The following is a 12409-nucleotide window of genomic DNA, read 5'->3' on the forward strand; positions in this document are numbered from 1 at the left end:
TTGCCCGTTACGGTTAACTATCTGCCCGCCGGCAGGCCGAAATCTGACATTCATTTCTTAGTATTGCCAAATAGGCCTTTCGTGCGGGGCTTGCAGGAACCGCCGATTCACTACTCTTTCACCACTCTTTCACTCACTTAAACCGACCGCAAGGTCACCCACATGAAACAAAAAGTACTCCTCTCCCTGGTACTGTATCTCCTGCTGGGAGCAGCTGCCTGGGCTCAAACCCGCTCCGTGAGCGGCCGCGTAACCGGCGCCGGCGACGGTGCCGGTCTGCCCGGAGTTACCGTACTCGAACGGGGCACTACCAATGGTACCAGCACCGATGCTAGCGGTAACTTCACCCTGTCGGTACAGGACGGCGCCTCGCTGGTTATCAGCTCTATCGGCTTCGTGTCGCAGACGGTTCCGGTAACGGGCGGCACTATTAACGTACGGCTGCAAACCAACGAAACCCTCCTCAGCGAGGCCGTCGTAGTTGGTTATGGCACTCAGGCCAAGCGCGAACTGACGGGCTCCGTCACGCAGCTGAGCAGTAAGGACGTAGAAAACGTACCGACGGTAAGCTTTGAGCAGGCCATTCAGGGCCGCACTCCGGGCGTGCAAATCAACCAAGGCTCTGGAAAGCTGGGAGCAGGCGTACAGATACGGGTACGTGGCTCATCTTCTGTAACGGCCTCCAACCAGCCGCTGTACGTTATCGACGGTATTCCCGTCACGTCGCAGGATGTGGGCTCGGCGAATGGTGAGCCTATCAACCCGATGGCTGACTTGAACCCCAACGACATTGAGAGCATCACCATTCTGAAAGATGCATCGGCTTCGGCCATTTACGGTTCCAGAGCTTCCAACGGCGTAATTCTGGTAACTACCAAGAAAGGCCGCCAGGGCGAAACCCGCGTTAATGTAGGTGCTTACATGGGTACTTCCGAGGCCACGCACCTGCGCAAGTTTCTGAACGGAGCCCAGTATAAAGAGCTGCTCACGGAGTCCATCATTAATGCCTCGCGCATTCCGGATACTTACGTAAACTTCTACTATGGCGAAGATCCCAGCCCAACAGAATTTCTTGATTTTGAAGTAGGCAACGGTGAACCAGGCAGTGCCGTTATCGACCTGAATTCGACCAACGATACCCCCTGGGGTGAGATGGCCTTTCGCAAAGGCAAGGTGCAGCAATATGATGCCAACGTAAGTGGCGGTGACGCCAAAACCCGTTTCTACATCAGCACCACTTTCAATGACCAGACGGGTATCATTATTGGTAACCGTTACCGCCGGGGCTCCATCCGCACCAACTTCGACCACACTATTTCGGACAAGCTGAAGCTGGGCGTAAATCTGTCGTTCACGCGCTCGGTAAACGACCGGGTTTCCGACGACAATGCCTTCTCCAACCCGGTCCAGATGAACGCGCTGCCTCCGCTGCAGTCGGCCTATGACGCCAACGACCCCAGCGGGTTCAACCGTAACACTATTTACTACAATGCCTTAGTGCAAGTAGCCAATGCTTCAAACCGGGCTGGTACCTACCGTTCGTTTAGCACCGCTACCTTAGGGTATGAGCCAATTAAGGGGTTGATCTTCCGCACGGAAAATGGGGTAGACTTTCTCAACCTGAACGAATCCATCTACTACGGCCGTCTCACCCAAGATGGAGCACCCACAGGCTACGGCTACCAAAATCAGGTGCAGGGCGTGAACTTCACTTCCAACAACACGGCCACCTGGCTGAAAACTTTTGGCGAAGACCATTCGCTGGATTTATTGGCTGGTGTTTCTTACCAGCGCTACAACGAGCAGTCCAACTCTTCGCAGGGCCAGGGCTTTCCTAACGACCAGTTCCAAAAAATTGCCTCCGCTGCCCGCATCACAGGCTCCAGCAGCTTTGGTACGGGCTACAGCTTCCTTTCGTACCTGGCTCGCGCTAACTACTCGTTCCGCAGCAAGTACATCGTTTCGGGAAGCGTACGAACGGATGCTTCATCGCGCTTCAGCAAGAACAACCGCTATGGCACGTTCCCGGCCGGCTCCATTGGTTGGATTATCACAGAAGAAGATTTCCTGAAGGAGAATGGCGTGGCCAACTACCTCAAGCTGCGCGCCAGCTACGGGCTGACGGGTAACGCTGAAATTGGCAACTTCTCTTACCAGCGCCTGTACTCAGCTATTCCTTACGCCGATGTAGCGGGTATTCAGCCCTCTGGCCTTGGCAACCCCGACCTGACCTGGGAAAATACAGCACAGGCTGACCTGGGTTTGGAGTTCGGGTTTCTTGACAACCGCATTTCCGGTGAGATTGATGTCTATGAGAAGAAAACCCGTGACCTGCTGCTGAACCTGCAGCTGCCATACACCGGTGGCTATTCGGTAGTGACGCGCAACCTGGGTAAGCTGCAGAACCGTGGTCTGGAAATCAGCCTGAACACGCGCAACCTGGACAAGGCGTTCAAGTGGTCGACGAACTTCAACATCTCATTCAACCGCAATAAAATCACTGATCTACAAGGTCAGGAAATCATTTCCGGTGGCCGTAACCTAGGCCGCATTCGCGTGGGGGAACCAATGGGGGTGTATTGGGGTAAGAAATACGCGGGCGTAGATCCAGCCAATGGTGATGCGCTGTATTACACTGCTGAAGGAACCACGACCAATGTGTACAATGACGCGGTAGACCAGAAGCTAGGTGACCCGAATCCGGATTTCACGGGTGGCTTGACCAACAGCTTCAGCTTCAAAGGTTTCGACCTGAGCATTCTGAATCAGTTTGTGTCCGGCAACGACATCTACAACATTGGTGGGGTATTTCAGTCGGTAAATGCTGACTACTACGACAACCAGACCCTTGATCAGTTGAAGCGCTGGCAGAAGCCCGGAGATATCACCAATGTACCCCAGGCCCGCATTTACGAATCCAATGGTACGAGTGCTTCTTCCCGCTGGATCAGCGGTGGGTCGTTCTTCCGCTTTAAGAACGTAACGCTGGGCTATAACCTGCCTTCGGAAATTGCCAAGCGTGGCTTCATGAAATCGGCCCGCGTGTACATAACCGGGCAGAACATTGCTACCATCACCAACTACGATGGCTATGACCCCGAGGTAAACACCACCACCTTTGGTGGAGCCAACTACCTACTGGGTCATGACTTCTACACGCCGCCACTGGCTAAAACCTGGCTGGTAGGGGTGAATGTAGGCTTCTAATCACTGCGTAATCATGCTTTATTCCATGAAACATACCACACTCCGTCGTTCCGCTGCCTCGTTGGCTTTCCTGCTGACACTCGGGCTGATGAGCTGCGAAAAACAACTGGACATTGACCCCCAGCAGTCGGTGGATGCCGCCACTGCTCTGGATACACCCGAAGGCGTAGAAAGTGCCATCATTGGTGCTTACGCCCGCATGGACTTGCCCGAATCATACGGTACCAACCTGTTGCTGCTGGCCGACCTGTTCGGCTCCGATGCGAACTACCTGACTTGGCAGGGGACATTTCAGAGCTACCGCGAGGTCACGCGCAAAGAAATGACTTCGGGTAATTCGGAAGCCGACCGTACCTGGAGCCAAAACTACCAGACCATTAACCTGGCTAACCTGGTACTGGATGCCACTTCCGTAGTGAAGGATGATTACCAGAAAAACCTGATTGAAGGGGAAGCGCACATGGTGCGGGGTATGCTCTACTTTGAGCTGGTACGCCTCTACGCGCAGCCTTATCAGACTAAGGAGGGAGATTTTTCCAACGTGGCAAGTGGTGTGCCCGCACCTAACAGCACACCTGGCGTACCCCTCAATCTGACGCCCAATAAGACAGAAGAGCAGGCCTCTAAGCGTCTGGCTCGGGCTACAGTGGAAGAGGTGTATGCGCAGGTACTGAGCGACCTGACCACCGCCGAAACCATGTTGCCGGACCCCAATGAAGGGACTGACACCCGCCGCTTTGATCTGTACGACGCCAAGGCTATGCTGGCCCGCGTTTATCTGCAGATGGGGCGCTATGAAGAGGCATTGGCCAAAGCCAATGAGGTAATCGAAGGCAGCGGTGCTATACTCAACTCGTCGGTTATCTCGACTTTCACCAACAAGAACTCTTCGGAAGTTCTGTTTGAGATTCAGCAGAACGACCAGAATAATGCGGGTGGCTCCAATGATGGTCTGGCTACATTCTATTCCAGCAACATTCGGGGTTTCGGTGGTCGTGGCGATGTGCGCGTGAGTGCACCATTTGCGGCCAAATACGAAGATGGAGACCAGCGGGGCTTTGCTGACCAGATTGGGTCAGGCCTGATTTACGTTGGTGACGGCAGCCGGGCCGGTGTTCTGCGTTCCTACAAGTGGAATACAGCCTCCCAGAATATTCCGATTCTGCGCTTAAGTGAAATGTACTTAATCCGTGCAGAGGCTAACGTTCGTTTAGGTACAGCTGTTGGCGAGGAGCCTTACTGGGATGTAAACCGCCTGCGTTTACGTGCTCAAGCTGATACGCTCAATCCTATTAAGGTTAGGGACGCTGATGGAAACATTATCAACGAGAATAATCCTAATTACGGCACTATTACCTTAGCCGATGTGCTGAATGAGCGTGACTTGGAACTTGCGTTTGAGGGCTTCCGCTTGCACGACTACAAGCGCACAGGACGCAGCATTGGTGGCCTAACGGTCAGCAGCCCCCGCTTGGTGCTGCCAGTTCCGCTTTACGAGACTAACCTGGGCAACGCCCTGCCACAGAACGAAGGCTACTAAGCCCCTTCACTACAAAAAAGCCCCCGCCGGATATCGGCGGGGGCTTTTTTATTGCTGATTCTTACTCTCTTTACTCGGCTTCGTCCTCCTCGTCATAGTGGCTGAAATCGAGCTGGGGCAGCAGCACCAGGGCGTCGAACAGCACGTCGTCCATACTTTCGCGGGAGTCGGCGTCGAGGGTGCGCTCAAACAGCTGGAGCACCTGCTCGCCGTCGTCGTTCACGTAAAGATTGGTGTAGAGCTGCTCGAAGGCCTGCGCGTCGCGGTGGATAACTTTGTCGATTTCGGCAATGGAGCGGGCCTGGGCGGCGCGGTGCAGCACGTCCAGCACCCGGCGGCTTTCGTCGTGGTCACCCAGGTCGGCCAGGAGCTTGATAAGGCCCATAGCTACCACCAGCCGCACCCGCTCAAAGCGGAATGCCAGGTCAGGCTTGGGGGCTTTTTCCAGCTCCGCATACGCCCCATACTCGGCGGGAGTGAGGTAGCTGGTCGCCTCGTCGGGCTGGGGAAACGCCTCGCGCAGGAGTTTTTCGAAAGCAGGAGCACTCATAGGAAATGGTAAGCCAGATCTGAAAACGGGGTCGAGGAACTGCCAGGGCACGAAACAAACTGACGAGCCAGTGCAACCTAACCCTGCAAAGGTACGATTGAAGAAGTAGCCGTACGGGTCTGGCAGCCTGCAGGGGCTCGTGCGGCTTTTTCCTACACAGTATTTCAGCCACAATTACCATGACGCACAAAACGAAATGGCTGGCTTTCGCGCCGGCGGGTTTACTAACCATTGGCTTTGGCGCCTGCCTCGTGCAGTGGGCCAGCAGCCTGAAAGAAAAAGGTGAGCCTACGGCCAATTGGGTGGGTGCCGGCACGCTGGCCCTGGTGGTGCTCAATTCCGGGGTCAGCCTGTTTGGCCAGGGCGTAGTGGAGAGAGTACTCCACGAAGTGCGGGAGAAAGGCCCGGCCGCTGTGGTGGTTGATGCGTTGCCACAGGCAGAAGCCAGCTAACAGCCCGTTTTCAAAGAGGAATTCAACGAAAAGCCGGCAAGGCATCTGCTGAAACAGATGCCTTGCCGGCTTTTCGTTACGGGTGGCGCAACTTTTAGCCGGCCGGGGGCTACTTTGTGCTTTCTTTGGTCTGCCAACGTTTCCTTACACCTGCCGTCTTGAGCGGCTTATTCTTTTCTCTGTGCTACACGTTCGTTTCCGCGCCTTCGGGTGCTGGCTGTGGCTGCTGCTGTTCTGCTGGGCAGGCACAGCCACGGCGCAATCATCCGCTGCGGCTGGGGCCCTGCTCACGCCGGAGCAGTTTCTGGGCTACCCCCTGGGCGGCCGCTTCACACCTCACGCCGAACTGCTGCGCTACGTAGACCACGTGGTGCAGCATGCCCAGGGCCGCATGAAGCTGCAGCCCTACGGCCAGACCTACGAAAACCGCCCGCTGGAAGTGGTGCAGGTGGCCTCGCCCGAAAACCTGGCCCGCCTCGATGCCATCCAGCACAACAACCTGCGCCTGGCCGGGCTCGAAAACGGCGCCGTGCAGCGCCAGCAGCCGGGCATTGTGTGGCTGAGCTACAACGTGCACGGCAACGAGTCAGTGTCGTCGGAGGCGGTGATGCAGGTACTCTACGACTTGGCCAACCCGCAGAACCAGCAGACGCAGCAGTGGCTGCAAAACACGGTGGTGGTCATCGACCCCTGCGTGAACCCCGACGGGCGCGAGCGGTACGTGCAGTGGTACAACCGCGTAAGCAACCGTCAGGCCAACGCCTCTCCTTACGCCTGGGAGCACCACGAGCCCTGGCCCGGGGGGCGCTACAACCACTACTACTTCGACCTGAACCGCGACTGGGCCTGGCAAACGCAGATTGAAAGCCGTCAGCGCCTCACGCTCTACAACCAGTGGCTGCCCCAGGTGCACGCCGATTTCCACGAAATGGGACCCGATGCGCCATATTACTTTTCGCCGGCCGCCAAGCCCTTCCACGCCGACGTGACGCCCTGGCAGCGGACCATGCAGAACGTCATCGGTGACTACAACCGCAAGGTATTCGACCAGAACAACTGGCTGTACTTTACCCGCGAAACCTTTGACCTGTTTTATCCCAGCTACGGCGACACGTACCCGACCTTCAACGGCGCCATTGGCATGACCTACGAGCAGGGCGGCTCGGGCCGGGCGGGCCTCAGCTTTGCCAAGTCCGACGGCGACACGCTCACGCTCACCCAGCGCATTGCGCACCACCATGCTACCAGCCTGGCCACCATTCAGGCTACCTCCGAGAAGCACGACGACCTGCTCAAGGAGTTTCAGCAGTTTTTCGAGCGGGGCCGCACCAAGCCCCAGGGCGAGTACAAGTCGTTTGTGGTGGCCGGCTCCGGCGACCCGGGCCAGCTGCGCGCCCTCACCCAGTACCTCGACCGGCAGCAGATCCGCTACGGCTACGCGCCCAAGCGCCTGAAAACACGCGGCTTCAACTACATGAGCGGTAAAACCGAAAACGTGCAGGTTGAAGCCCGCGACGTGGTGGTGAGTATGTACCAGCCCAAATCCACGTTGGTAAAAGTGCTGTTTGAGCCCAAGCCCGCGCTGGAAGACTCCCTTACCTACGACATCACGGCCTGGGCCCTGCCCTACGCTTTCGGGCTGAAAGCCTACGCCGTACCCCAGCGCCTCGATAACTCGGGCGCGGCCCCCGCCACCACCACCGTGAAAGGCCCCGCCGCAACCGGCACGCCCTATGCCTATGTGGCCCGCTGGAACAACCTGCAGGATGTGCGCTTTCTGAGTCGCCTTCTGCAGCAGAAAGTGAAGGTTCGGGTGGCCCAGCGGCCCTTTGAGGCGGCGGGGCAGCAGTACCAGTCGGGCACGCTCGTCATCACGCGCAGCGGCAACGAAAGCCTGGGCAAGCGCTTCGACCAGCTGGTGCAGGCCCAGGCCGATTCTTCGGGCGTGGTAGTACAGGCCGTGAATACAGGATTTTCTACCAGCGGCGCCGATTTTGGCTCGGGCTACGTGCGCTTCGTGAACATGCCCAAGGTGGCTGTGCTGGCCGGGGAAGGCGTTTCGCCCACGGCATTTGGGGAGGTATGGCACTTCTTTGAGCAGCAGATCGGCTACCCCATCACAGTGCTTGGCACCGACTACTTCAGCTCCGTGCCGCTGGCCAAGTTCGATGTGCTGATTCTGCCTGACGGCTACTACGGCGACGTGCTGTCGGACCGGCAGTTGGAAAATCTGAAAAGCTGGGTTCGGAGCGGGGGCAAGCTCATTACTATGGAAGGTGGCGCGGCTTTCTTCGCCGGTAAAAAAGACTTCGCCCTGAAAGCCAAGCCCGCCGACAGCACCGCCGCCAGCCAGAAAAACCCGTACCGCGCCCTGCGCCGCTACGCCGATGCCGAGCGGGAGCAGATTCAGGAGTTTGTGCAGGGCAGTGTGTATCAGGTTCAGCTCGACAACACCCACCCGCTGGCTTTCGGCTATGGCCCCAGCTATTACGCTCTCATCCGGGATACGCTCAACTACCGCTTCCTCGGGGACGGCGCCTGGAACGTGGGCGTGCTTAAGAAAAACAACTACGCCGCCGGTTTTGCCGGTTCCCGCGCCCGGCGCAAGCTCAACGATACTGTAGTGCTGGGCGCTCAGGACCTGGGCCGTGGCCAAGTCGTGTATTTCGGCGACAACCCCTTGTTCCGGGCCTTCTGGCAGGGCGGCAAGCTGCTCTTCGGCAACGCGGTATTCTTCGTAGGGCAATAGTTTTAGTGCTTCGTTCCTGGTGCTTAGAGGTTACCATACCAAAAGGCCCGCTGATGAAAATCAGCGGGCCTTTTGGTAACCCTGAATCAGGTAATACATATGCCCTAAGTCCCTAAGTCCCTAAGTCCCTAAGTCCCTAGTCAACTACGTCCTTGGCGGTGTTCTTTACGGCTTTGCCAGCTTTTTTCAGGCCTTTGCCGGTTTTCTGCGCACCTTTTTTAGCTACGTGGCCGGTTTTGCGGCCGGCGCGCTTCACATCCTGGCCGGTGTTGTAGGCTTTCTGTCCGGCCTTCGTGCGACCCGTGCGAGCTTCCGACTCCACTTTCACCGTGCCGTTGTCGCGCACGTCAACTTCGGTGGTAGACTGGGCGCCGGTGGCGGGATTCTGGGTTTGGGTTTTGATTTCTTCCTGGGCGAAAGCCGAGCCGGAAAACGCTGCAAATGCCAGCAGCAATACTATCTTTTTCATGGTTGAAGTCTGTGAGTAGATAGCAGCCTATACGGACTTCGACCGTTTTGGATAACAAAAAGCCGTGCACCCCGGCGCTAGGGCAGGAGCAGGGAACTGTCGCCGTAGCTTAGGAAGCGGTAATTGTGGGCCAGGGCATGGTCGTAAATCTCGCGCCAGTGGGGGCCGACCAAAGCTGCTACCAGCAGCAGCAGCGTGCTTTCGGGCTGATGAAAGTTGGTGATAAGTCCCTGGGCCAGCCGGAAGCGGTAGCCGGGCGCAATCAGCAGCTGGGTAGTGGCGTGCAGCACGTCTTCACCCGTAGCCTTCAGATAAGCCAGCAGGGCCTCCAGTGCCGCTTTGGTAGTGACTTCCGGGGCATCCTCATAGGGCTGCCACTGGCTGACGTGCAGCGCCATGTCGGCTGGGTGCTGGGCCAGGCGGGCGCCCAGCCAGTACAGGCTTTCGAGGGTGCGCAGGCTGGTGGTGCCTACGGCCAGCACGGGTCGGGGCGCGTGGGCCAGCAGTTGCCGCAGCAGTTCCGCCGACACGCTGATGGGCTCGGCGTGCATGGCGTGGCCGGCCATGTGGTCGGCCTTGACGGGCTGAAACGTGCCGGCTCCCACGTGCAGCGTTACATGGCCAGTGCTGATGCCTTTGCTTGCCAACTCCGATAATACTTCCTCCGAGAAGTGCAGACCGGCGGTAGGCGCCGCCACGGCGCCCTCGTGGGCGGCATATACCGTCTGGTAGCGCACAGCGTCGGCATCGGTATCGGTACGGTTGAGGTAGGGGGAAGCGGCAGGTGGCCGGCTTCGCGCAGCACCTCGGCAAATGGCAGCTCAGTCGGCTCCCAGCTGAACTGCACCAGCGAATAGCCTTCCTGATTTTCCAGCCGCTCGGCCGTGAGCGTAGCACCCTGGCCGCGGGCCGTAAACGCTACCGTCACCGGCCCGGTTTTCCAGCGCTTACCATTCCCCACCAGGCATTTCCACACGCAGGAACCGGTTTGCTGCATAGCCAGCTCCACGGCCCGGTGCGGAGCTACGGGCTCCAGACAAAACAGCTCGACGGTGCCGCCCGTGGGCTTTTGCGCGAACAGCCGGGCTCGAACCACTTTGGTGTCGTTGAAGACGAGCAGCGCATGGGCGGGCAGCTCGGCGGGCAGCTGGCTGAACACCTGGTCGGTGATGGTGCCGTCCCGGTACACCAGCAGCCGCGACTGGTCGCGCCGGGCCAAGGGCTCGGGCGCAATTCGCTCGGGCGGTAGCTGATACGTGAAGTCGTGGATGGAAAGCTGGCGCGGGTTGGTGGTCATAGGCCGCAAAGGTAAGGCCGCGCCTACTTTTTGCGGAAAATGAGCAAGTGCTGCTGGGGCAGGCTCTCAATCGTCTGCACGTACTCCAGCCCCACGGCTTCCATTTCCTTGCGCGCCTGGGCCACGCTCATCTTATGAATGCGCTTGATAGCCACGTTGGGGTCTTCGGCGCGGTACTCTACCAACGCTACCCGCCCGCCCGGGCGCAGGGCCGTGCGTACCGCCTGCATTATCTCCCGCGGGTGGTCGAATTCGTGGTAGGCATCCACAATCAGCACCAGGTCCACGCTCTTGGCGGGCAGGTTGGGGTTTTGGACGGTGCCCAGCACGGGCTGCACGTTAACAGCGTTGGTGCGGACTTTGGTTTGCTGCAGGGCTTCCAGCATTTCGGGCTGAATATCCACGGCCAGGACTTTGCCGCGCGGGACCAGCGGGCTTATCCGAAAGGTGAAGTAGCCAGTACCCGCGCCCAGGTCGGCCACTACATCGGTGGGCTTCAGGTGCAGCTCCCGCAGCAAGATATCGGTGCCTTCTTCCCGGTCCCGGTCGGCGCGCTCCAGCCAGCCGGCGCCTTCGTGGCCCATCACGTGGGCAATCTGACGGCCCTGGTAGTACTTGCCGATGCCGTTGGGGTCCTGCGCGGGTCGCACCTCATAGCCCAGGCTATCGGGCATAACGGCGCGGCTGGCGGTGGTACGGGTTTCGAGAACGGGCTGGGTGCAGGCTACGGAAAGGGCCAGCAAAGCGGCCGGAGCGGCGGCGCTACCCAAAAAAGAAAGAGAGTTTCGAGGCATTCGTTTTCAACAGGTCTGCTTTTTCCAACACGGTTGCCGTCGGAAGCGTTCGGCTCGGTCTTTCAGGTAGAAAGTCGGTATTGCGGGCCGCCGCAAGATAACGGCCGGCAGCTAAACCGTAGTGTGCGCTATTTCGAGGGCATAGCTTAGCCGCTGTGTTTGGTGCTCTTACTCGCTCCGGCCGCTGATTTTATTTGCTTCGGAGCCAGCGCACTGGACGGGGAGCGGCAGTAAAGTGTAACCTTGCCCAGGCAGCAGAGTATCTTCGGCAGCGCTGGAGTAGCCAGTGCTACTGCCAGCCTGGATCCACGTCGTATCGGCGGCAGTTCGCCCGAAAGCGGTATTTGTAAGGCGGCTCATCGGTTGTAAGAGCAATTTTATTAGTTATCATTGCAGTAAACATAGCCAGCCGGATTAGTGGCAACGGGCTTACCACCGCTCTTCACCAACGTACACTCTTTTCTTTTCTTTCACCCATTTCCCTGTTCTATGAAACAACACCTCCTCTCCTGGAAGCAGAGCCTGCTGGCCCTGACGGTTCTCATCTCGGCTGGCTTGAGCAGCTGTAACCGCGCCGAGTACGCCATGCTGCCCAAGACCTCGTCGTACCACGGCACGGAGCGGGTAGCCGTGAAGAAGCCAGTAGCTGCCCCGGCTGTAGCTGAAGCGCCCGTAACTGAAGCGCCCGTGGCAACCGCCCCCGCCGCAGAAGTAGCCGTTGCTGCTCCTGCTGCTAAAGCTGCTCCGGCAGTAGCCGCCGCTCCCGCTACGGCCAAGAAGGCTACGGCTAGCACCACGCCAACTGCCAAGCCATCTTTCATGCAGAAAATGGTGGTGAAAAAGGCGCTGAAGAACGTAGATAAAGTAGCTTCCAAAGTGCTGGTGAAAAAGCACAAGGACGTAGCTGAGTCCAACAAGTTGAGCGGCAAAATCCGCCAGGGCATTATTCTGCTGCTGGTAGGTTTGCTGGTTGAAATCCTAGGTGTCGCTACGGGTATCGGTATCATCTACCTGCTGGGCGCCATCATTGCTATCATCGGTCTAGTATTCATTGTACTGGGTCTGCTGGACGAGATATAGCCACTGTTCGTCAACGTAAAAAGCCCCGGTTGCCAACAGGCTGCCGGGGCTTTCGCTTTTAACCGCCCTACGCATGTCCAGGAAGAAATTACAGGCATTCAATGTCAGAATTATTGTTTATAAACAGCTGGTTATAAGTTGTTTAGAAACGATTGTGGTTTGTATGTAAACTCTGTTTATCAGGCGAATAGGATTGTATATGGCCCTGTAAAGTGGCAATTAGCAACGGATACCTTTTCTCTTCTCCGCTGTGCTCAAATTCAATCTTATT

8 protein-coding genes and 1 pseudogene are annotated in these 12409 nt (G+C 57.8%); 5 read left to right on the forward strand and 4 right to left on the reverse strand.

Annotation, left to right across the window (positions count from 1 at the left end; translation table 11 throughout):
• The first annotated feature begins 162 nt into the window (after nucleotides 1-162).
• Both LRS06_RS14530 and LRS06_RS14535 read left to right on the forward strand, forming a co-directional pair.
• Nucleotides 163-3207 (forward strand): TonB-dependent receptor, encoded by a 3045-nt coding sequence (locus LRS06_RS14530; protein ID WP_257872133.1) that lies wholly within the window; start codon nucleotides 163-165, stop codon nucleotides 3205-3207.
• 25 nt (nucleotides 3208-3232) lie between these two features.
• The gene (locus LRS06_RS14535) at nucleotides 3233-4747 is read left to right on the forward strand and encodes a RagB/SusD family nutrient uptake outer membrane protein (protein ID WP_257872134.1); all 1515 of its coding nucleotides are present in this window, start codon (nucleotides 3233-3235) and stop codon (nucleotides 4745-4747) included.
• A 70-nt stretch (nucleotides 4748-4817) separates the two neighbouring features.
• Here the strand turns inward: LRS06_RS14535 and LRS06_RS14540 are convergent, their stop codons facing one another.
• On the reverse strand, nucleotides 4818-5297 hold the full coding sequence (locus tag LRS06_RS14540) for a hypothetical protein (RefSeq protein WP_257872135.1): 480 nt from the start codon (nucleotides 5295-5297) through the stop codon (nucleotides 4818-4820).
• 179 nt (nucleotides 5298-5476) lie between these two features.
• On the opposite strand from LRS06_RS14540, the gene LRS06_RS14545 reads away from it, so the two are divergent.
• Nucleotides 5477-5749 carry a hypothetical protein gene (locus LRS06_RS14545; protein ID WP_257872136.1) on the forward strand — a complete coding sequence of 91 codons (273 nt, stop codon included), beginning with the start codon at nucleotides 5477-5479 and terminating at the stop codon, nucleotides 5747-5749.
• A 181-nt stretch (nucleotides 5750-5930) separates the two neighbouring features.
• Nucleotides 5931-8498: a M14 family metallopeptidase gene (locus LRS06_RS14550; protein ID WP_257872137.1), complete on the forward strand. Its 2568-nt coding sequence runs from the start codon at nucleotides 5931-5933 to the stop codon at nucleotides 8496-8498.
• Between the two features lie 136 nt (nucleotides 8499-8634).
• Here the strand turns inward: LRS06_RS14550 and LRS06_RS14555 are convergent, their stop codons facing one another.
• The 3 genes and pseudogenes from LRS06_RS14555 to LRS06_RS14565 form a co-directional block, all read right to left on the reverse strand.
• Nucleotides 8635-8967, reverse strand: coding sequence for a hypothetical protein (locus LRS06_RS14555; protein ID WP_257872138.1), 333 nt, complete (start codon nucleotides 8965-8967; stop codon nucleotides 8635-8637).
• 77 nt (nucleotides 8968-9044) lie between these two features.
• Nucleotides 9045-10264: pseudogene (locus LRS06_RS25550) on the reverse strand (S-adenosylmethionine:tRNA ribosyltransferase-isomerase).
• A 23-nt stretch (nucleotides 10265-10287) separates the two neighbouring features.
• Entirely contained in the window at nucleotides 10288-11058 is a 771-nt protein-coding gene (locus LRS06_RS14565) for a class I SAM-dependent methyltransferase (protein ID WP_257872139.1), read from the reverse strand.
• A 489-nt stretch (nucleotides 11059-11547) separates the two neighbouring features.
• Here LRS06_RS14565 and LRS06_RS14570 point away from each other — a divergent pair, with 489 nt between their 5' ends.
• Complete coding sequence (locus LRS06_RS14570; RefSeq protein WP_257872140.1) at nucleotides 11548-12138, forward strand: hypothetical protein; 591 nt, start codon at nucleotides 11548-11550, stop codon at nucleotides 12136-12138.
• Nucleotides 12139-12409 lie beyond the last annotated feature (271 nt).

It is taken from the genome of Hymenobacter sp. J193, assembly GCF_024700075.1.
Taxonomy (GTDB): Bacteria; Bacteroidota; Bacteroidia; order Cytophagales; family Hymenobacteraceae; genus Hymenobacter.